The organism is Kribbella sp. NPDC043289, assembly GCF_056436705.1.
Genome location: NZ_JBWKCB010000001.1, coordinates 707,065 through 727,631 on the forward strand (window position 1 = coordinate 707,065; position 20,567 = coordinate 727,631).

19 protein-coding genes are annotated in these 20,567 nt (G+C 69.5%); 8 read left to right on the plus strand and 11 right to left on the minus strand.

Annotated elements, in window-relative coordinates; translation table 11 throughout:
• Window positions 1-20: 20 nt before the first annotated feature.
• The gene (locus AC0662_RS03325; protein WP_452198703.1) at window positions 21-380 is read left to right on the plus strand and encodes a DoxX family protein; all 360 of its coding nucleotides are present in this window, start codon (window positions 21-23) and stop codon (window positions 378-380) included.
• On the opposite strand, the gene AC0662_RS03330 is transcribed toward AC0662_RS03325, so the two are convergent.
• The 3 genes from AC0662_RS03330 to AC0662_RS03340 all read right to left on the minus strand — a co-directional run bounded on the left by AC0662_RS03330 (window position 370) and on the right by AC0662_RS03340 (window position 3,709).
• Window positions 370-1,275: a carbohydrate ABC transporter permease gene (locus AC0662_RS03330; RefSeq protein WP_478298194.1), complete on the minus strand. Its 906-nt coding sequence runs from the start codon at window positions 1,273-1,275 to the stop codon at window positions 370-372. The two genes, AC0662_RS03325 and AC0662_RS03330, sit on opposite strands and share 11 nt — an antisense overlap.
• Window position 1,276: 1 nt before the next feature.
• Window positions 1,277-2,212, minus strand: a complete 936-nt coding sequence (locus AC0662_RS03335) for a carbohydrate ABC transporter permease (protein ID WP_452198706.1) — start codon at window positions 2,210-2,212, stop codon at window positions 1,277-1,279.
• 141 nt (window positions 2,213-2,353) lie between these two features.
• Window positions 2,354-3,709, minus strand: coding sequence for an extracellular solute-binding protein (locus AC0662_RS03340; protein ID WP_478298196.1), 1,356 nt, complete (start codon window positions 3,707-3,709; stop codon window positions 2,354-2,356).
• Window positions 3,710-3,975: 266 nt separating this feature from the next.
• Between AC0662_RS03340 and AC0662_RS03345 the strand changes: the two genes are divergently transcribed.
• Window positions 3,976-6,336, plus strand: a complete 2,361-nt coding sequence (locus AC0662_RS03345) for a glycoside hydrolase family 3 N-terminal domain-containing protein (protein WP_478298198.1) — start codon at window positions 3,976-3,978, stop codon at window positions 6,334-6,336.
• Between the two features lie 4 nt (window positions 6,337-6,340).
• Complete coding sequence (locus tag AC0662_RS03350; protein ID WP_478298200.1) at window positions 6,341-7,396, plus strand: LacI family DNA-binding transcriptional regulator; 1,056 nt, start codon at window positions 6,341-6,343, stop codon at window positions 7,394-7,396.
• Here the strand turns inward: AC0662_RS03350 and AC0662_RS03355 are convergent, their stop codons facing one another.
• Genes AC0662_RS03355 through AC0662_RS03365 form a run of 3 tightly spaced genes read right to left on the minus strand, consistent with a single transcriptional unit; the run spans window position 7,397 to window position 10,048 of the window.
• Window positions 7,397-8,050, minus strand: coding sequence for a hypothetical protein (locus AC0662_RS03355; RefSeq protein ID WP_478298202.1), 654 nt, complete (start codon window positions 8,048-8,050; stop codon window positions 7,397-7,399).
• Window positions 8,047-8,862 (minus strand): ABC transporter ATP-binding protein, encoded by an 816-nt coding sequence (locus tag AC0662_RS03360; RefSeq protein ID WP_478298204.1) that lies wholly within the window; start codon window positions 8,860-8,862, stop codon window positions 8,047-8,049. The genes AC0662_RS03355 and AC0662_RS03360 overlap by 4 nt, the downstream gene beginning before the upstream one ends.
• Window positions 8,801-10,048: an MFS transporter gene (locus tag AC0662_RS03365; RefSeq protein ID WP_478298206.1), complete on the minus strand. Its 1,248-nt coding sequence runs from the start codon at window positions 10,046-10,048 to the stop codon at window positions 8,801-8,803. Before AC0662_RS03365 ends, AC0662_RS03360 begins: the two co-directional genes overlap by 62 nt.
• Before the next feature lie 59 nt (window positions 10,049-10,107).
• Between AC0662_RS03365 and AC0662_RS03370 the strand changes: the two genes are divergently transcribed.
• A complete protein-coding gene (locus tag AC0662_RS03370; RefSeq protein ID WP_478298207.1) occupies window positions 10,108-11,079 on the plus strand; it encodes an ArsR/SmtB family transcription factor in 972 nt (323 codons plus the stop codon).
• Window positions 11,080-11,098: 19 nt separating this feature from the next.
• Here the strand turns inward: AC0662_RS03370 and AC0662_RS03375 are convergent, their stop codons facing one another.
• Window positions 11,099-13,504, minus strand: coding sequence for a glycoside hydrolase family 3 protein (locus AC0662_RS03375; RefSeq protein WP_478298209.1), 2,406 nt, complete (start codon window positions 13,502-13,504; stop codon window positions 11,099-11,101).
• Between the two features lie 46 nt (window positions 13,505-13,550).
• Between AC0662_RS03375 and AC0662_RS03380 the strand changes: the two genes are divergently transcribed.
• The 4 genes from AC0662_RS03380 (at window position 13,551) to AC0662_RS03395 (ending at window position 15,935) form a co-directional block, all read left to right on the plus strand.
• Window positions 13,551-14,135 (plus strand): TetR/AcrR family transcriptional regulator, encoded by a 585-nt coding sequence (locus tag AC0662_RS03380; protein ID WP_452198721.1) that lies wholly within the window; start codon window positions 13,551-13,553, stop codon window positions 14,133-14,135.
• Between the two features lie 3 nt (window positions 14,136-14,138).
• Entirely contained in the window at window positions 14,139-14,927 is a 789-nt protein-coding gene (locus tag AC0662_RS03385) for a CPBP family intramembrane glutamic endopeptidase (protein ID WP_452198722.1), read from the plus strand.
• Between the two features lie 80 nt (window positions 14,928-15,007).
• Entirely contained in the window at window positions 15,008-15,337 is a 330-nt protein-coding gene (locus tag AC0662_RS03390; RefSeq protein WP_452198724.1) for a hypothetical protein, read from the plus strand.
• A 61-nt stretch (window positions 15,338-15,398) separates the two neighbouring features.
• The gene (locus AC0662_RS03395) at window positions 15,399-15,935 is read left to right on the plus strand and encodes a GNAT family N-acetyltransferase (RefSeq protein ID WP_478298212.1); all 537 of its coding nucleotides are present in this window, start codon (window positions 15,399-15,401) and stop codon (window positions 15,933-15,935) included.
• An 18-nt stretch (window positions 15,936-15,953) separates the two neighbouring features.
• Here AC0662_RS03395 and AC0662_RS03400 read toward each other — a convergent pair whose 3' ends face one another.
• Genes AC0662_RS03400 through AC0662_RS03415 form a run of 4 tightly spaced genes read right to left on the minus strand, consistent with a single transcriptional unit; the run spans window position 15,954 to window position 20,554 of the window.
• On the minus strand, window positions 15,954-16,685 hold the full coding sequence (locus AC0662_RS03400) for an amidohydrolase family protein (protein WP_478298214.1): 732 nt from the start codon (window positions 16,683-16,685) through the stop codon (window positions 15,954-15,956).
• Window positions 16,679-17,419 carry an amidohydrolase family protein gene (locus AC0662_RS03405; protein WP_452198730.1) on the minus strand — a complete coding sequence of 247 codons (741 nt, stop codon included), beginning with the start codon at window positions 17,417-17,419 and terminating at the stop codon, window positions 16,679-16,681. Before AC0662_RS03405 ends, AC0662_RS03400 begins: the two co-directional genes overlap by 7 nt.
• Complete coding sequence (locus tag AC0662_RS03410) at window positions 17,419-18,648, minus strand: DegT/DnrJ/EryC1/StrS family aminotransferase (RefSeq protein ID WP_478298216.1); 1,230 nt, start codon at window positions 18,646-18,648, stop codon at window positions 17,419-17,421. Before AC0662_RS03410 ends, AC0662_RS03405 begins: the two co-directional genes overlap by 1 nt.
• A 31-nt stretch (window positions 18,649-18,679) precedes the next feature.
• Complete coding sequence (locus AC0662_RS03415; protein WP_478298218.1) at window positions 18,680-20,554, minus strand: NHL repeat-containing protein; 1,875 nt, start codon at window positions 20,552-20,554, stop codon at window positions 18,680-18,682.
• Window positions 20,555-20,567: the final 13 nt, after the last annotated feature.

Sequence of the window (20,567 nt, forward strand, 5' to 3'; positions counted from 1 at the left end):
CTCGATAGCTGGTGAGCCGGATGCGGGCAACTTATTGGGCGACGACCGCGATCGTGGTGGGGGAGTGTGCCGTCGGCGGCACGATGGACCTGTTCCGGCTGCCGCCGTTCTACCCGATGATGATCGACCTCGGGTATCCGAGCTACCTGGCCACGATCCTCGGCACCGCGAAGCTGATCGCGGCGGCGATCGTGATCGCGCCGGGGCTCCCGCGGCTGAAGGAGTGGGCGTACGCCGGGGTGCTGATCAACATGATCGGCGCGGCGGCGTCGAACGCCGCCGCGCATCAGTTCTCCGGGATGATCGCCCCGCTCACGTTCGCCGCGCTGGCGCTCGCGTCGTGGGCGATCCGTCCCCGGAACAGGCGACTCAGCGGCTGAACCCGGCCGTCAGACCACTCAGCAGTTGCCGGCGACCCACGGCGTACAGGATGACGATCGGCAGGGTGGTGAGGACGACGGACGCGAGGACCGCCGGGACGTTCACGCTGTACTGACCCTGGAATGTCCAGAGCGCCAGCGGCAGCGTGCGCTTGTCGGGGCTCTGGGTCAGGATCAGCGGGAGCAGGAACCCGTTCCACACCGCGAGGCCGTTGTAGATGCTGACCGTCACCAGCGCGGGCCGGGTCAACGGCAGCGCCAGTTTGCGGAGCATGTCCCATTCGCTGGCGCCGTCCACCCGCATCGACTCGAACAGCTCCTTCGGTACGTCGCGGACGAAGTTCGACAGCACCAGCACGGACAGCGGGATCGAGAACGCGATCGATGGCAGGATCAGCGCGATCAGGCTGTCGTAGAGGTGCATCCGGATGATCAGCAGGTACACCGGGATGATCGTGGCCTGCAGCGGGATCGCCAGCCCCATCAGGAACATCCCGTTCACGCCGGCCAGGAACTTGCTCCCGGCGCCGCGGATGATCGCGTACGCCGCCATGAACGAGATCGCGACGGCCGGGATGATCGTCCCGATCGTGACGATCACGCTGTTCACGAAGTACCGCGGAAAGTCGGACTCGATGACCAGCTTGTAGTTCCTCATGGTCGGCGCGGACGGGAGCGCGAACGGGTTCTGGCTGAAGTAGGCGCTCTGATCCTTGAAGCTGGTGACCACGATCCAGTACAGCGGGATCAGCACGACACCCAGCCAGATCCAGCCGGCCAGTCCGCCGAACCAGTTCAGCTGCAGCAGTTTGTGCGCCTGGACCGGACCGCCGTGGCTCTGGTGGGTCGCCGTACTGGCACCACTGGTGGCCACCGTGTTCGAACCTGTGGCCATGTCAGGCACCTTCCTGCTGGCTGGCCGTCGTCGAGCCACCGAGCCGGCGCAGCAGCAGCGCGAGCGCCAGACCGATCAGCACGATGATCGTGGCGATCACACTCGCCGGCCCCATCTGGTTGGACATGAAGCCCCGCTTGTACATGTCGAGGGCGAGCACTCGGGTGGCGTCGCCGGGACCACCCGCGGTGAGCACGAAGATCAAGTCGAAGAAGGTCAGCGAACCGACCACCATCAGCGTGGACGAGGTGATGATCGTGTACTTCAGCTGCGGCACGGTGATGCTGAAGAACTGCCGGACCCGGCCGGCTCCGTCGATCGAGGCCGCCTCGTACATCGTGGTCGGGATCTGCCGGACGCCACCTTGGTAGATCAGCGAGTGGAACGGGATGAACTGCCAGGAGACGATGAAGACCACGACGCCGACCGCGAGGGTGCTGTTGCCGAGCCAGTCCTGGGTGAGGAAGCCGATGTGCAGCCCGGGCCCGAGTCCGAAGTTCGGGTCGAGCAGCGCCTTGTAGGTGATCGCGATCGCGGCCGAGCTGAGCAGCAGCGGGATGAAGTACAGCACCGCGAGGAACGCGCGGTAGCGCTGCCGTCCGGCCAGGAACGTTCCGAGCAGCAGGCTGATCGGGGTCTGCACCGCCCACGAGAGGATCATGATCTCGAAGGTCACCAGGATGCTGTGCGGCAACTGCGGATCGGACAGCACCGACCGCCAGTTGCTGATCCCGGCCGGTTGGATCGCGCCGAGACCGTCCCACTGGGTGAAGCTGAGGACGAGGACGCCGATCAGCGGGACGACCCCGAACAGCACGAACAGCGCCAGCGCGGGCAGCACCATCCAGGTGACCGAACCGCTCCGCCCGGCGCCGGACGTGGACCGCACTGGCGTCGACAGGATCGGCGGCCGGGTAGGCGGAGCGGTCGCCGTCATGGCGCCTCCCGGCCTGGACTGAGGAGCGCAGGGACTGGAGTGACGAGGGAAGACCGGGAGTTCCAGCGCCATGACCGCCGCGACGGAGTCGCGGCATTCAACACAGTCATGGCGCCTCCAGGCCTTGGCTGAGAAGCAACGTCACTGGCCGATCACCGCGTTCATGTTGGTGGCGAACTGCTGCGGGGAGATCGACAGCTGGAACAGCTTGGCGATGTTGTCGAGGAGAGTCTCGGCCTGCGTCGGGCTGAGCGCCTGGTCCCACGACTGGGCGAAGTTCTTCGCGTTCGCCGCCGTGTCGTAGACGAAGTTCAGCCACGCGGAGTCGTTCTTGTCCGTGATCGAGGAGAGCTTGTCCTTCGCGCTCTTCACGACCGGGATGTTGCCGGACTTGACCCAGTCCGTCACCGTGGCGTCGTCGAGCGTGTTGTTCGCGATGAACTTCTTCGCGGTGTCCTTGTCGGCCTGGCTCGCCTTGGAGGAGATCGACATGTACTGACCCGGGTTGCCGACGGTGTCGGTCGGATCCCCCTTGCCGCCCTCGTACGGCGGGAAGTTCATGTAGCCGAGGTGCCCACCGGTCACGAAGTCGCCACCAGAAGCCTTCATGTTCCCGTAGGTCCAGGCGCCGTGCAGCATCATCGCGGCCTTGCCGGTGTACAGCAGTGCCTGGTCGGCGTTCGAGTCGGCCGTGATCGAGGAGAAGCCCTTGATGAAGCCGTTCGCCTTGATCAGGTTCTGCATCTCCTCGAGCGCCTTCAGCGCTGACGGGTCGGACCAGCCGTCCTTCTTGCCGTCGTAGATGTTCTGGAAGACCTCACTGCCGCCGATCCGGTCGAACAGGAACTCCAGCCACATCATGTTGGTCCAGCGCGACTGTCCGCCGAGGGAGAACGGTGCGATGCCCTTGTCGTTGAACTTCGGGACGAGGTTCATGATGTCCTGCCACGACTTCGGCGGCTCGGCACCGACCTTCTCGAACGACCGCTTGTCGTAGAACAGCACGATCGGCGTCACGGTCTCGCCCGGCACCGCGTAGATCTTGCCGTTGACGGTCGCGGCCGTGAAGGCGGACGGGAAGATCGAGTTCTTCAGGTCCGCGTGCTCTTTGTTGAGCCAGTCGGTCAGGTCCTCGACCTGGTTGGCTTCGACGTAGGCCTTCAGACCGCCGCCGCCCCAGCCCCAGATCAGCGTCGGGCCCTGGCCGGCCCCGATCGCGGTCTTGATCTTGGCCTTGAACGCGTCGTTCTGGAACTCGGTGGTCTTGATCTTGGTGTTCGGGTTGGCGTCGTTGAACCGCTTGACCTGCGCCTCGCGGATGCCCTGCTGCGGCTGACCGGTCAGGAACCAGTACGTCGTACCGCTGCCGGCCGCCGCGCCGCTGCTGGCCGTGGAACCGGGCGTGCTGCTCGGGCCGGAACTGCCGCAGGCGGCGAGCCCGGCCGCGAGTGCGCCACCGCCGACCAGGCCGAGGAAGTTACGCCGGGATGTCGTCATGGGATCCACTGTGATCTCCGTACTCCGTGCTGCCCCGCAGGTTGCGGAAGCACCCGCCGATATGACTTGTTTTCGAAACATAGATTTCGGAGATTGTGCTGTCAAGACTTGAACAAAGCCCATGCCAGGGTCACAGTTGGGTCTCGTAACTCCTGCTGTCACAGGCGAATAACGATCGTCCGCGAGCTAGGCAGGTTCGATCGGGAGCTTCGAAAACTTTTCGATAATTGCTCACCGAAACGAAAGTGCAACAAGGGAGAATTTTCTTGTCCATCTCGACCGACCGGCCCTGGCGCGACCCGGCTCTAGCGCCCGGGGAGCGGGCCGCCCTGCTGCTCGGGGCGATGACGCTGGAGGAGAAGATCGCCCAGCTCGGCAGTCGCTGGGTCGGCAACGACATGGGCGACGCCGAACTGCCCGCCGACGAAACGATGAACGTCGCGCCGATGGAGGACGTCTTCACGGTCGGCGGTTCGCTGTCGCTCGAGAACGCCAGCCGCGAGGGTCTCGGGCACCTGACCCGGGTCTGGGGCAGCTATCCGCAGACGGTCGAGGAAGGCGTCGCCGAGGTGATCCGGCAGCACGAGGTGGTGCTGAAGGACTCCCGGTTGGGGGTGCCCGCGCTGGTGCACGAGGAGTGCCTGACCGGCTTCACGACGTACGGCGCGACGGTCTACCCGGCGTCGATCGCGTGGGGTGCGACGTTCGACCCGGAGTTGGTCGAGCGGATGGCGGCGGCGGTCGGGCGGGACATGGCGGCCGTCGGCGTGCACCAGGGACTGTCACCGGTGCTCGACGTCGTGCGTGACTACCGATGGGGCCGCGTCGAGGAGACGATCGGCGAAGACCCTTATCTGGTAGGGATCCTGGGCTCGGCGTACGTGCGTGGTCTGCAGAGCGCGGGCGTCGTCGCGACCCTCAAACACTTCGCCGGGTACTCCGCTTCGCGGGCCGGCCGCAACCACGGTCCGGTGTCGATGGGCAAGCGCGAGCTGCTCGACATCATCCTGCCCACGTTCGAGACCGCGATCGCGACGGCCGGCGCCGGCTCGGTGATGAGCTCGTACGCCGACCTCGACGGACTGCCCGCGAGTGCGGATCCCTGGCTGTTCACCGACGTACTGCGTGAACAGTGGGGTTTCGAAGGGACGGTCGTCTCGGACTACTGGGCGGTGCCGTTCCTTTCGTCGATGCACCGGGTCGCCGCCGACACCGCAGATGCCGGCGTCGTCGCACTGACCGCAGGCACCGACGTCGAACTGCCGGACACGATCGGGTACGCCGCTTTGCTGGACAAGGTGAAGGCCGGTGAGGTGCCTGAGGACCTGGTCGACCGGGCGGCGCAAAGAGTGCTGCTGCAGAAGGTGGAGCTCGGTCTGCTCGACGAGGACTGGACACCCGAGGGTTCGGTCACCCCCGGCGTCGACCTGGACTCCCCGGCGAACCGCGACCTCGCGCGCGAGCTCGCGGAGAAGTCCGTCGTACTGCTGGATGCCGGCTCTGTACTTCCGCTCACCAACGGCGGGAAGGTCGCGGTGGTCGGGCCGTGTGCGGACGACCCGCGGACGTTGATGGGCTGCTACGCATTCCCGAACCACGTGTTGCCGCGCTATCCCGACCGCAGCCTGGGGATCGACATCGCGTCGCCACTCGATGCCCTACGCAACGAACTGACGGGTGTGGATCTGTCGTATATCAAGGGTTGCGAGGTGATGGGGGACGACCGCACCGGGTTCGCCGCGGGCGTCGCGGCGGCGCAGGACGCGGATGTGTGTGTGGCGTTCGTCGGTGATCTCTCGGGACTGTTCGGTCACGGGACGTCCGGGGAAGGATGCGACGCCGAAGACCTGCGACTGCCGGGTGTCCAGGGCGATCTGCTGGACGCGCTGCTCGACACCGGGAAGCCGGTCGTCGTCGTGGTGGTCTCCGGGCGTCCGTACGCGCTCGGGCTGTTCGCGGAGCGGGCCGCCGGGCTGGTGCAGGCGTTCCTTCCGGGCCAGGAAGGGGCCGGCGCGATCGCCGGCGTACTGTGTGGGCGGATCGTGCCGAGCGGGAAGCTGCCGGTGCAGATCCCGCGGCACGTCGGCGGGCAGCCCGGGACGTACTTGCAGCCGGCGCTCGGGAGTGCGGAGAGCGCGGGGATCAGTGGGCTCGAGACCCGACCGTTGTATCCGTTCGGGTACGGAGCGTCGTACACGGACTTCACGATCGGCGATCTCCGGATGAGCGCGCCGGAGATGGGCAGTGCCGGCGAGTTCACCGCCACGGTGCGCGTCACGAACACGGGCGACCGGGCGGGCGACGAGGTCGTCCAGCTGTACCTGCGTGATCTCGTGGCCCTGGTCGCGCGGCCGTTGAAGCTGCTGACCGGGTTCGCGCGAGTGTCGCTCGCGCCCGGTCAGGCGGCCGACGTCACGTTTCTGGTGCACGCCGATCGCACGGCGTACACCGGTCCCGACTTGCGCCGGATCGTCGAGCCCGGGGACTTCGAAGTGATGGTGGGCACGTCGTCGCTCGACCTGCCGTGTCGTGCCATGCTGCGGATCAAGGGGGATGTGAGGGTGGTGGGGCACGACCGGGTGCTCACCACGCCGGTCACGATCAGCAAAGATCCTGGAGGAGGGTGATGAGATGTCGCGGTTGAAGGGTCGTGTCACCCTGGCCACGGTGGCCGGGTCGGCCGGGGTCTCGGTCGCCACGGTCTCCAAAGTGCTGAACGGCCGCAGCGACGTCTCGGCGGCGACCCGGGCGCGGGTCCAGGACACCCTCGAGAAGCACGGGTACGTCGGACGCCGCCCGGACCCGGTGAGCCGGGACACGGTCGAGCTGTTCTACCAGGGCGTGCTGAACGCGTACTCGGTGCAGGTCATCCAAGGTGTCGTCGAGGCCGGTCAGACGGCCGGTGTCGACGTGGTGCTGAACGCGCACCCGCCGCACCCGCAGGCGTCGAGCAGCGGCCGCGCCGCCCGGTGGATCCGCGACCTCATCGGCAACGGCCGGCACGCCGCGATCGGCCTGACCAGTCAGCTCGCCGACGCCGACCTGGCCGCGCTCGCCCGGGCCCGGCTGCCGCTGGTGGTCGTCGACCCGGCGAACATCCCGGAGCCGGACCTGACCAGCGTTGGTTCGACCAACTTCGCCGGCGGGATGGCCGCCACCCAGCACCTGCTGTCCCTCGGCCACCGCCGGATCGGGTACGTCGGTGGTCAGCCCACGTCCGGCTGCAACCAGGCCCGGCTGAGCGGCTTCCGCAGCGCGATGGACTCAGTCGGTGCCGAGGTGCCGCCGGAGTACATCTGGCTGAGCGACTTCCTGTACGACGACGGGCTGACCGGCGGGTCGAAGATGCTCGACCTCGCAGACCGTCCGACCGCGATCTTCGCGGGCAGCGACGAGATCGCGGTCGGCGTCCTGGAGGCCGCACGGGCCCGTGGGCTGCGGGTGCCGGAGGATCTCAGCCTGGTTGGGTTCGACGACACCGAGGTCGCACGGTTGGCGTCGCCGCCGCTCACGACGGTCCGGCAGCCGTTGCGCGAGATGGGCGCGGTCGCGCTCCGGACCGCCCTGCAGCTGGCGGCGGGGGAGCCGGTCGCGTCCCACCACGTCGAGCTGGCGACGACCTTGATCATCCGCGGCTCGGCCGCACCGCACGAGCTGGCGGTCGACAACGTGGTCGCAGCCTCCTGATCACTCCCTGCGGTCCGCGATCGTCCGCGTGGCCAGCACGGCGGCGACCAGGACGGCCAGGCACAGCACGGCCCACAACGTCGTCGGTACGGCGTTGGCGCCGGCCGACTTCTCGTTCGACAGCACCTTCATCAGCGCGCGGATCGGGGAGACCCCGCGAACGAGCATGAACAGGAGCACGGTGACCGCGGTCAGCATCGCGATCCCGATCCGCCGGATCACCAGCCGCGAGCACAACACGCCGATAGCGATCCCGATCATCGCCGCCGCGAGCTGTGCCACCGCGCCGACGAGGACGTCGCCGGCCTGCGCGTGGTGATCACCGGTGACGAGCGGGCAGACGAGACCGAACACCAACAGCGGCGTACACCAGGTGATGACAACGGCGACCGTGATCGCCAGGACGCGCAGTGAACTCCCGAGCGTGACCACGGTGATCTGGCGCTGCGTCGGGTCCTCGTGATTGACGATCGCGACCGCCATCCAAGTCGAGCAGACCAGGATCACTAGCACACAGAAGCCGTACGCCGACTGAACGGGCCCGTTGTCGGACGTCGTACCGACCGCGATGACGCCGAAGAAGATCAGCATCGGCGGGAGGTAGCGCTGCGAGAGCAGGACGCTGTGCAGCAGGTAGCGGTAGTGCGCGGTCATCGGGACTTCACCTGCCGGACCATGGTGACCGACCAGCCGTGGTTCAGCGCGACCAGCAGTGCCGAGTCGTGGCGGCCGGTCGGCAGCGTGAGCGTGACGTTGCCAGCGTGCCGCCGTACCTCGAGGACGTCGGGGTGTTGCGTCCAGTCGATCTCGGTGCCGGGAACCAGCGAGACCTCGGTGAGGGCGAGCTGTTGGGCGGTCGTCGTGAGCGTGCCGTGCTCGATCGCGCAGACCCGGGTCGCGGTCGAGTGGACGGTGTCGGCGGAGTGCTCGGTGAACGCGACGGCAGCCCCGTGGTCAGCGGCTTCGGCGAGTAGCGCGCGCAGCGTCGCGTGGGCGTTGACGTCCAGGCCGGCCCACGGCTCGTCGAGGACGAGCAGCTCAGGTGGGGTGAGCAGCGCCTGCGCGACCGCGACCTTCTGGGCGTTGCCCTTGGACAGCTTGCGCATCGGGGTGTCGGCGCCGCCCGACAGCACGAGCCGCTCCAGCAGTTCGTCCGTACGCGCTCGCGCCGCCGTCGTGGTGAGCCCGCGGATCCGTCCCATGTGCCGCAGGTACGCCGAAGCGGACAGGCGATCGTGGGACGCGAAGACGTCGGGCACGTAACCGACCACGCGGGCGTTCCGCTCCACCGAGCCCTCCGACGGCCGCGACAGCCCGACCATCAGCCGGAGAACCGTGGACTTGCCGGAGCCGTTGGCTCCGACCAAGGCGAGCAGCTCACCCGCGTTCACCTGCAGGTCGACGTCAGTCAGGATCTCCTGTCGTCCGTACCGTTTGGAGACGCTCTGCAGCCGGACCACTTCCATGCGGCGAGCCTATCCAGACCTCGGGGCTCATCACGCGGGCCAGTGGGCGGGTCAGGACGATCGACACCAGCAGCGAGGCCGCCGCGAATCCGGTCATCGCCGGACCGGCCGCGGTCAGATCCGCGATGGCGCCGGCCGCGATGGCGGTGATGCCGAACATTGTCATCCGCAGCGCCGACTCCAGACCCAGCACCTGACCCCGCAACTCGCTCGGGGTGAGCTCGACGAGGACCTCCTGCTGCGCGAGCGAGGCGGAGTACCCGCTGGAGCCGAACGCGACGAGCACGCAGAGCACAGCCAGCGGCAGATCGAAGGCGAAGCCGAGGAACGGAATCGCGAGCAGCAGCCGCAACCAGCGGGCCGCGGCCCGGCGACCGTTGCGGGTGAGGAACCGCCCGACGACGAGGTCGCCGGTCATCATGCCGGCGGCTCCGGCCGCGAGCAGCCAGCCCGCGCGCGAACCGGCGTACGGGACGAAGAGGGCTTCGCAGCCGACGATCAGGGCGTTGGGGAGGGAGAGCGCCAGCAGTAGCGGACGGGTACGGCGTTGCGCGAGCAGCGTGCGGTTGCCCCGCCAGGTCTCGGCGAGCCCGGTTCGCGCGACCCGGCGCGGCGCACGGTCCCGCAGACCGAAGCGGACGACCGGTACGGCGAGGGCGGCGCAACCGGTGGCGATCCACAGCACGGTCGACGGACCGACCGCCTGGAGCAGCACGCCGGCGAGGCCGAAGCCGGCGATCTGCATCGCGCCGACGGACAGGTTCATCGCCGAGCGCCCGAGGATGAACTGGTCCTCGTGCACTACCTCACCGAGCAGCCCCCACCGAACCCCGCCGCCGATCGACAGGCCGTAGGCAACCGCGAGCGAGAGCACCAGCCGCAGGCCCGCCGACAGATCCACGGCCGCTTGGATGCCGACCGCAACCGTCGACAGGACGGCGAGCAGGGTGAGGACCTGCCGGGGCCGCGCGGTGTCGGCGGCCGACATCAGCGTGGAGACGCCGAGCACCTGCGCGAGCGACGGGCCGAACATGATCGCCGCCGTGAGCAACGCCGACCCGGTCGTCGCGTCGACCAGGATCGCCAGGGTCAGGCTCGTCATCGTCGACGACGCGTTCCCGAGGGCACTGCCGATCCACAGACTGCGGAACTCTCGGTTGGCGAAGATCGCCCCATAGGTGCTCATGCCGAGCAGCATCGACTCCGGCCCGTCGGCCGCCTACAGTTTCGGGTGGAGGCGAAACGTTGTCCGAGTTCCTGGTCGATGCCGACACCCTGGCGAACGCCCGCTTCGGTACGTCGCAACTCACCGAGACCGTGTCCGCGCTCAAGCTGCTGCGGGTGCCGGTCGAGCCGTGGTTCCGGCCGTGGAAGGACACGCACGTCACCGCGTTCCGGGCCGAGGTAGCGGCGAATCCGCTGTGGACCGCGTTGCTGGACAGCGCCTTCGGGCGGAGCTGGGTCGCGGACTTCTTCACCGTGCCGCCCCTCGAGCCGGACCTCACGCTGGACGCCGAGCTGGAGTACCTGACGTCGCTGGACGACGATCACATCCGCGCGGACCTGAGCGTCGTACGGACGCCGTTGCCGGACATCCTGCTGAGGTCGACCGGGCTGGCCGCGGAGGCGGCGGCCCTGTTGCAGTGGGTGTGGAAGGCGACGGTGGAGCCCGAGTGGTCGCGGCGGTTGCGGGTACTGCAGGCCGACATCGTGTCCCGGACCTCGCGACTCAGCGAGCAGGGCTGGTCCGCCGTACTGCGTGGGCTCGGACCGGACGTGCGGTGGCTCGGGGACGGGCGGATCCAGGTGAACCGCTGGGACTACCCGGTGACCGACGTCCGTGGGCGCGACCTGATGTTCCTCGCGGCGCACACTCAGCGGGTGAACGTCAGCTGGCGGCTGCCGGACCGGTTCGCGCTGACGTACCCGGTGACCGGGATCTTCGCGAACGCCGCGCCACCGGACGAGTCCCTGGTGCAGCTGCTTGGGCGCAATCGCGCCCGCATCCTGGCCGAGGCCGCCGCACCCGTGAGCACCACGTTGCTGGTGGCATCCACCGGACTATCCCTCGCGACGATCTCGGACCACCTCCGGGTCTTGACCGACGCCGGATTGCTGGAGCGTCGCCGATCCGGACGGTCGGTTCTGTACTGGCAGTCCGACACCGGCCGCCGCGTCGTACGGCGGCCGGCATCGAACTCTTCCGAGCCCCGATGAAGCTCGTGCAGCCGGGCAGCTAACGGATCTGCAGCTCGGTCCCGAGCGGCAGATCAGAAACCGACGAGCCGGCTCGGATCGTGAAGGCACCGGGCTCGGTCGTCCAACCGTCCGCCCAGTGCTCGAAGGCGTGCTTGTGCAGCTGGACCGTGATCTCGCGCGCCTGCCCCGCGTCCAGCCGGACGACGGCGAACCCGGCCAGCCACCGGACCGGGCGGTCCACGGTGCTGTCGGGCCGCTCGACGTACACCTGGACGACGTGCTTGCCGGCGCGGTCGCCGGTGTTGCGGACCGTCAGCGCGACCGACGTCGGGTCGTTCGCCCGCAGACCGGACAGCTCCCAGGTGGTGTACCCGAGCCCGTGCCCGAACTCGTACGCCGGCTCCGCGCCCGCCTTCAGCCACGCGCGGTACCCGATGTGGATGCCCTCGTCGTACCGCACCACCCCGTCCCGCGGCGTCACGTCGAGCACCGGTACGTCGGCCTGCTCGCGCGGCCAGGTCGTCGGGAGGCGGCCGCCCGGCTCGGTCCGCCCGAGCAGCACGTCGGCGAGCGCGTCGCCGTACTCCTGGCCCCCGAAGTACGTCGCCAGCATGGCGGCGACCTCGTTGCGCCACGGGAGGAGCACTGGTGAGCCGGCGTTGACGACCACGACGGTGCGCGGGTTCGCGGCGGCGACCGCGCGGACCAGGTCGTCCTGGCGGCCGGGAAGCGCGAGCGAGGTGCGGTCGAAGCCCTCGGACTCGACCTTGGAGTTGGTGCCGACGACCACGACCGCGACGTCGGCGGTGCGTGCGGCGGCGACGGCCTCGTCGATCAGCGCCTGCGGGTCGGCATCGCCAGGTTCCGTGCCGACCGTCATGCTCAGCGCGCCGCCGAGGCTGTCGTCGCCCTTCGGGACGTCGAGCTCGACACGGACGTCGACCGGCCGGCCGGCGGTCGCCTCGAGCGGAACGGAGATCGACGGCGGGAACAGGATCGCGGCCCCGAGGTCGTCGCCGACCGGACCCGTGGATCCCTCGTGCAGGAGCGTGTCGTCGGCGAAGATCCGGCCGTGGCCGACCGCCGCGAACCCGAGCCGGACCGCGCCCGACTCGGCCGGCGTCCAAGTGGTCCGGAACTCGACGACAGCGGCGTCGCCGATCGGCGCGTCGCTGCCGAGGTAGACGAGCGTGCCGGCGAACCGGTCCTCGGCGAACACCTCGGAACCGTCGGCGGCCAGGAACCGGACCCGGGCGCCGGGCCCACCCGACACCGGGTTGGTCATCGTGGCCGGCGCGAACTCGGCGACGCCCTCCTGGACGACCGCGCCGATCGAGTACGTGACCTCGGCGCCGGGGAGTGCGGCGCGGATCCCGTCGAGCGGCGACACGACCTTCTCCGGGACCACGGTCGCGCTGCCGCCGCCCTGGGTCCGGGCGTCGCGGGCGTTGTGCCCGATGACCGCGACCCGGGTGAGCTCGTCGGCCTTCCACGGCAGCGCTGCCTCGTTGCGGAGGAGCACGGTGCCTTCGGCGGCCGCTACTCGGGCGAACGCGACACCGTCGATGTGCGGCGGGTCAGCCGGCTTCTCGAAGCCTTCGAGCGCGCCGACGTGGGCCGCGAGCGCGAGCATGCGGCGGACCTTGCGGTCGATCGCGTCCTCCTTGACCTCGCCCGAGCGCACGGCCGCGACCAGCGCGTCACCCCAGGCGCCGATCGGGCCCGGCATCGCCAGGTCCTGCGAGTGCTTCGCGCTCTCGACGCTGCGGACGGCGGTCCAGTCGCTGACCACGACGCCGTCGAAACCCCAGTCGGTGTTCAACGGCGTCTCGAGCAGGTCGTTCTCGGACGCGGTCGCGCCGTTGATCGAGTTGTAGGCGCTCATCACCAGCCACGCCTTGGAGTCCGTGACCGCCTTCTCGAAGGCGAGCAGGTACACCTCGCGCAGCGTCCGCTCGTCGACCACGACGTTCGCGGTGAAGCGGTCGGTCTCGAAGTCGTTGGCCACGTAGTGCTTCGGGGTCGCGCCGACGCCGAGCTCCTGGACGCCGGCGACGTACGCCGCGGCGAGCTCCGCGGTCAGCACCGGGTCCTCGCTGAACGCCTCGAAGTGCCGGCCGCCGAGCGGGGAGCGGTGCAAGTTGATCGTCGGGCCGAGCACGACGTCGACGTTCTTCCGGCGCGCCTCGAGCGCCGACACCACGCCGTACCGATGGGCGATGTCGACGTCCCAGGACGACGAGAGCGCGGTCGCGGACGGGAGGTTGAGCGACGGATCGCGCTCGTCCCAGGCCGCGCCGCGGACGCCGCTCGGGCCGTCGGACAGCACCATCGAGCGCAGCCCGATCGCGGGCAGTGGATGCGTGGACCAGAAGTCCTGGCCGGTGAGGATCCGGACCTTCTCCTCCAGGGAGAGCCGGCCGAGCAGGTCGTCGACGTTCATGGCGACGATGCTACGACCGAAAACCAAGTGATGCTAGGTTTTGAGTATGGCCAGATCCCGCGGTCCGTACGCGAAGGGGGTCGCGAAGCGCGCCGAGATCCTCCGGGCCGCGCTCGCTGTGATCGCCCGGCACGGGTACCGGAAGACGTCGACCCGCGAGCTGGCCGCGGCGGCCGGGCTCAGCGAGGCCGGGATGCTGCACTACTTCGGTTCCAAGGAGAAGCTCTTCGAGGCCGTCCTGCGGGCCCGCGACGACGCCGACCGGGACCGCTTCGACGCCGCTGACGCGATCGACGGGCTGACCGCGATCGCGGGCCACAACCGGTCGGTGCCCGGTCTCGTCCAGCTCTACTCGACGTTCTCCGCCGAGGCCGGCGACCCCGAGCACACCGCCCACCAGTTCTTCGTCGAGCGGTACGCCGGACTTCGGGAGGCGCTCGCCGGCGCGGTCCGGGCCCGCCAGGCGGCCGGTACACTCGACCCGGCGGCCGACCCGGAGACGATCGCGACGCTGCTGATCGCGCTGTCCGACGGTCTCCAGGTCCAGACGCAGTACGCGCTGGACGCCGATCCGGCCGACCTGTTCGGCCACCTGCTCGACCTGCTGGGTGGTCCCGCGCGGGATAGTTGAGCCATGACGAAGCCTGCTGAACGGCCGGCGACCGCGGCAGGCGCGGACCGGCGGGTGCTGACCAAGGAGATCTGGTTGGTGCTCGCGCTGTCCCTCGGGGCGTCCGGGGTGTCGGCGATCATCTCGTTCGCGGGCGTGCTGACGTCGGCCAAGCCGATCAGCGGGCAGACGGCGGTGATCATCGGTTCCCGGGCTCCGGGGCGACCCTGGCTGGATCTGTCCTGGCAGCTCTTCGCGATCGTGACCGCGCTGGTGCCGGTCGCGCTGGTCGGGCATCTGCTGGCGCGCGGCCACGAGTCGTTCCGGGCGATCGGGTTCGATTTGCGGGACCGGTGGCGCGACCTCGGTCGCGGGACGGCGATCGCCGCCGTGATCGGGGGAGCGGGGCTGCTGCTCTACATCGGTGCCCACGCGGCCGGCGTGAACCTGACCGTCGACCCGTCGCAGCTGCCGGACTACTGGTGGCGGATCCCGATCCTGGTCCTGGTGTCCGCGCAGAACGCCGTCCTCGAGGAAGTCATCGTGCTCGGGTACCTCAACCACCGGCTGGATCAGCTCGGCTGGTCGCCGCGGGGTGCGGTCGCCGCGAGCGCGCTGCTGCGCGGGTCGTACCACCTGTACCAGGGGCTCGGTGGGTTCGTCGGGAACGTGATCATGGGCGTGATCTTCGGCTACCTGTACCGGCGGTGGGGCCGGGTGATGCCGATGGTGGTCGCGCACACGCTGATCGACACGGGCGCGCTGGTCGGTGCGACGTACCTGCTCGGGAAGGTGTCCTGGCTGCCCCACTGAGCGAATTTTTGGGCCAGGAATTTGGGCAGGTGTAAAGACTGACACGTAACCGATCGGGGCCCGGACGGGTTGACACTGCTGTGACAGTCAACGGGGAAATCACCAGTCCGCCAGAAATCGATGCCGGACTCGCTGCCGCGGCGCTCGCGGTGTTCGCGCATCGGCACGAGGTCGTCCATCTGCTGTACGCCGCCATCGACGAGCCGGACGCGCTCGCCCGGATCGGCGACCTGCTGAAGGTCGACGGGGCGACCATCGCCCGGGTCCTGGACCAGCCGCTGCGCTGGATGTTGCCGCAGTTCCGTTCCGAGCTCGAGACGATCGCGGCCACGCCGGACGCCGCGATCACCGCGCCGGCCGTGGCGCCCCAGGACGCGCCCGCGGTACCGGCCACCGTGTCGAGCAAGTGAACAACTGCAGGTAGCTGCCAATCGATCGTCGCACGCACCGCTCCATCGCTAGGTTGGAGCGGTGCTGACGCGTGGGCGGGATGTTCTGGAGATTGCGGACGAACTGACGACGGCGTACGTCGAGGTGTTCACGGCACCGCCGTTCGAGCGCCGGGATCCGGAGGAGACGCGGAGCGCGTTCCGCAAGCGGCTCGAGGGGGACGCGGAGCGGCCCGGGTTCCAGGCGTGGTTCGAGCGGTCCGGTGACGGGCGGATCGCGGGGTTCGTGACCGGCTGGACGACGTCGGCGCCGTTCCGGACCGACCGGTCGTACGGCAGCGTCCTCGACCGGCTCGGGGCGGAGCAGGTCGACGAGTTGCTGGTCGGAGCTTTCGAGGTCGACGAGCTGGGGGTGCTGCCGCACGCCCGCGGTACCGGTCTGGCGCGCCGCCTGCTCGCGGCGGCGACCCGGGACCACCCGCGGGCGTGGCTGCTGGCGTGGGACCAGAACCACGCCGCGATCGCGTTCTACCGCCACCTCGGCTGGCAGGAACCCGAGGTCCGCGGCCCCGAGCACGACATCCTGGTCTTCGTCGCGCCTCCGCGCAGAGAAACCTGACGCATCGGTTCCGCAGGGTCAGAGGCCGAACAGCTCGATCGCGTTCTCGTGGGTGATCGCCTTGTGCTCCTCGGGCGTGAGGTCGGCGGCCTCCAGAGCGCCGAGGGCGACCGACGGGTCGATCAGGGTGGCGTCGGTGCCGAACATCAGCCGGCTCGGGCCGATCTGGTCGAGGATCCAGCGGATCCGGTTCGCCTCCGGCGCCGACCAGCACGGCTCGAACCAGATCCGGTCGGACCGGTCCGCCGCCTCGGGGACCCGCGGCCAGCCGTTGGCGCCCATGTGACCCGCGAGCACCCGCGCCTGCGGGATCCGGGCGGCGACGTCGGCGAGATCGACGACGGTGTCGCCCCAGGTGTGTACGAGCGTCGGCAGGCCGTACTCCGTGGTGAGCTCGATCGCTGCTTGCATCCGAGGTGAGCTGATCGGCGTCCGGCTGTACTCGCTGTGGATCTTCGCGCCGACCCACCGGCTCCGCCCGTCGCCGGCGAGCAGCTCGTCCAGGTCGGTCCGGGCCTCGTCCAGGCGGCGCGGGTCGACGACGATCATCCCGCGCAGCCGCGGGTCGGCCGGCAGCTGCTCGGCGAGTGAGCGGTTGCCGAGCGGGGCGTCGTACACGATGCCCTCGATCGCGGAGACCAGTTGGAGGTCGATGCCGAACCGGTCGATCAGGTCGATGTTCACGTCGATGCTCGTGGTCTCCATCGAGAAGAACCACGGACCCCAGTGGGCGTGTACGTCGATCAGCATGCGGGCTCCAGCAGGGTCTCGAGGCTGCGGCTGCCGGCCTGGGCGATCTCGTCCGGGCCGAGTCTCGACGTGAGCAGCCGGCGGACGACCGACCGGGTCTCGTGGAACGGCGTCCGGCAGCCGAGCACCAGCCGCTCGGCGCCGACCTCCGCGGCCACGATCTCCAGCGAGTCCGGCCCGGTCAGCATCCGCGTCGAGGTGTGGAACCCGGGCTCCGACCGCGCCATGATCACGAAGTCGCCGAGGTAGTAGAAGTGCGTGTCGAGGAACACCACGCGCGCACCGAGCCCGCGCAGCGCCGGTCCGACCTTTCGTACGTCGCCCTCGGTGAAGATCGTCAGTCCGGCGTTCACCAGCAACTGCACGACGTGCCCGAACGCCGGGTACCCGGGTTCGACGCTCTGCGCGGTCGGGGCCAGCCGGACCGCCCGCGGCGGCGCGTCACCGGCCAGCTGCCGCTCGAGTTCCTTCTCGGCGCCGAGCGGATCGCGCAGGTCCAACACCGGGCACGCCGTCCACCCGTTGCCGTCCGCAACCTGCCGCGCCTCGTCGTTCCCGGACGGTACGTCGAAGTGCACCGCCCGCAGCCCGGACACCACACCACCGGAGATCCCGCTCGCGGTGAGCACCTTCCGGATGTCTTCGGCGCGGCCCCAACGACCGGTGGTCACCTCGTGCCCGACGAGGATGTCGCAGTCGAGCAGCGGGGGAGTGTCAGTCACAGCGTCACTCATCAGGCCTCCCGGGCCAGTGCGCTATGGACCTTGCGGATCGCCGCGACGATGTCGTCGACGTCGGACTCGGTGTAGTTCTCGTTCCAGGGGAGCACGAGCAGGCGGCTGTTGATCAGCGCCTCGGCGTTCGGGCACAGGCCGACCGGATACTCGACGTCCTGCAGCGGGAACCCGGACCGGCCGTAGGTGATCCGCTCGCGGACGGCGGGCGCGGCGTACAGCGGGCTGGTCAGGTAGCCGCCGTTGGCCGGGATGCCCTCGGCCGTGAGCGCCGCGGCCCACTCACGCATGTCACCGGCCGCCACGTCGATGATCAGCGGGTACTGCCAATAGACGTGGTCGTGTCCGTCGGGCGGCGCGGTGACCCCGGCGAGGTCCTCGATCGCGGCGGTCGCCCGGAGTGCCGCCGTACGACGGTCCTCGACGACGCCCCGCAGGCGGTTGAGCTGGGCCCTGGCGACGGACGCGACCAGCTCGGTCATCCGGTAGTTGAGGGCCAGGAAGAGGTAGGTCCGCTCGTCGGTGTCCCGCGGCCAACCCTTGTCGGCGAACAGGCGCATCCGCCGGGCGTGCTGCGCGTCATCGGTGACGGTGAGCCCGCCGTCGCCGGCGCTGATGTGCTTGGTCTGCTGCAGGCTGAAGCAGCCGATGTGCCCGATCCGGCCGACGAAACTGTCGCCGACCGGCGCGAGGTACGCCTGCGCGCAGTCCTCGATCAGCAGGATCCCGTGCTGGTCACACAGCTCACGAAGCTCCCGCACCGCGGCCGGCTTGCCGAACAGGTGGACGACGATCACCGCCTTGGTCCGCGGCGTGATCGCGGCGGCGACCGTCTCCGGCGTCAGGTTCCCGGTGATCGGGTCCACGTCCGCGAACACCGGTACGGCGTTCTGCATGATGATCGGGAACACGGTGCCCATGTCGCTGATCGGAGTGGTGATGATCTCGTCGCCCGGGTCCGGGTTCACGGCGGCGACGGCGAGGTGCAGCGCCGCCGTACCCGAACTGCACGCGACCGCGTGCCCGGCGCCGAGCAAGGAGGCGAACTCCAGCTCGAGCGCGGGCACCTCGGCACCCCAGGTGGCCGAGAGCATGCCGCTGCGGAGCACCCGCTCGACCGCCTTGACCTCGTCGTCGCCGAATCGGCGGCCGGTGGCGTTCATCACCGACGGCAGCGGCTCGGTCCGGACCGGCGTACCACCGTCCCGGGCGAGTTGGGTGTTCTGCATAGCGGCAGTCCCTCCTTGGGGCGATGTTTGCTTAAGGCAACGGGAGTTGCACGAGGTCGCGGTCCGCCAGACCCCAGACGGTCTGCCGTTTGCCGCGCACCGGTGTCAGTTGCGGCACGGTGAACCAGCCGTCACCGAGCTTGTCGACCAGGAGTTTCGCCTCGGTGAGGCCCGGTCCGAGCTGGTACAGGTTCCCGCCGAAGTTCGTTTCACAGTAGACCCCGGTCCGGTCAGTGTGGATCTGGCCGTAGCCGGAGAGCTTGTTCGCGCCACGGGTGGCGATCCCGGTGCGCAGGTCGTAGGTGAACCAGGCGCCGCTGGTGCGCTTCAGGACGCCGTACAGGATGCCGTTGTGGACGGCGACGCTCTGGATCGAACGCTCGCCGGCGAACGGTTCGGCCGTCCAGAGCAGCTTGCGGCGGCGCAGGTCGAACGCCGCGATCGCTGCCGATGTGCGGGTCGGGGTGACACCGCCACCGCCCACCACGTCGCCGCCGAGGTACGCGATGCCGTCCGCGATCGCCACCGTCATGACGCTCTGGTCGGGGAGTACGCCGTAGTGGACGTCGAGCTCGCCGGTCCGGACGTCGACGAGCGTCAGGGCGCCGGTGAGTTTGCCGGTCCCGGGCGCGGTGGCGACTGCGAGCAGCCTGGTGGTCTCGTCGTACGCCGCCTGCCACGGGCGGAGCTGGTCGTGACCGATGGTGCCGAAGGAGTGGACGGCGCCGGTGCGTGGGTTGAGGCGGACGATCTCGGTGCTCGGGTACAGGGCGGAGTACAGCTCGCCGCGGATCCAGGAGAGTGTCTTCGCTTCACCCGCGACCCGGAAACGGCGGGTCTCGTCGCCGGCGTGCTCGGTGATCACCCAGTGGCCGCCGACGTAGAGATGCGGGTCGCCGAGCAGGATCGACTGCGGTTTGTCGGCCGCCGCGGTGAACCCGGCGTCGAGGAGGTCGAGCAATTCAAAGGAGCCGGTGGTGATGTCGAGCCACCACAGAACGCCGGAACCGGTCGAGCCGAGGAGTGTCTTCTCGTCGAGGAACTCGATCCGGCGGTGCTCGTCCTGCGGCGCCGGTGTCGCGATCGCGGTGAACGTGTCGCCGGCACAGGACCAGACGGTGCCGGATCCACGAGTCGTCACGTACGCCGTCCCGTCGGGGCCGACCGTCAGCGTGTCGATGCCGGTCTCGCCGGGCGGTAGCGGTGTGATCCGGACGTCGGTGCCGTCGAGCGCCATCGTGGTGAGCGCGCCGTCGCTGCCGACGTACAGGCGGTCCGCGGTCGCCGCGAACGGGCCGAACTTCTGGCCGCGGATCGACTCCGGCGTCAGGTCGCGGAAGGTCGCCGAGGTGCGGTCGTAGGCCACGAGCTGCGAGGGCGTGTAGATCCCCGCGTAGACGCGGTCGCCGGCGGCACCGACGTACCGGCCGTACTGCGCTCCCGCGACCGGCGCGCCCAGGCGGGTCAGGGCGTTGGTGGCGGGATCGATCTGCCAGACCGTCCCGTTCGGGTAGCTGACGGCGAAGACCTGGCCGTCCGGGGCGGTGGTCAGGTCCCAGACGAAGCCGTCGGCGCCCGCGAGGCTGCCGACCCGGGCGAGCGAGCCGTCGGCGGGGTCGAAACAGTAGACCTCGGGGACCGGGTACAGGCCGACGTAGATCTTGCCGGCGGCAACGGTGATCGCCCAGCCGCCCTCGCCGACCGGGAGCTCGACGGTCCTGGTGACCTTCCGGGTGCTGAGGTCGAGCTCGGTCAGCCGGGGCGGGACGATGCCGCGGCTGACGACGTACGCGTGACCGTCGTGGACGGCGGTCGCGACGACAGCGGCGGTCAGGCAGGCGGGTCCGAACGTGGGCAGCGTCGAGCCGTCGATGGGACTGTCCTCCGCGTAGGCGGGAAGTTTCATGAGGCTGGCGGCT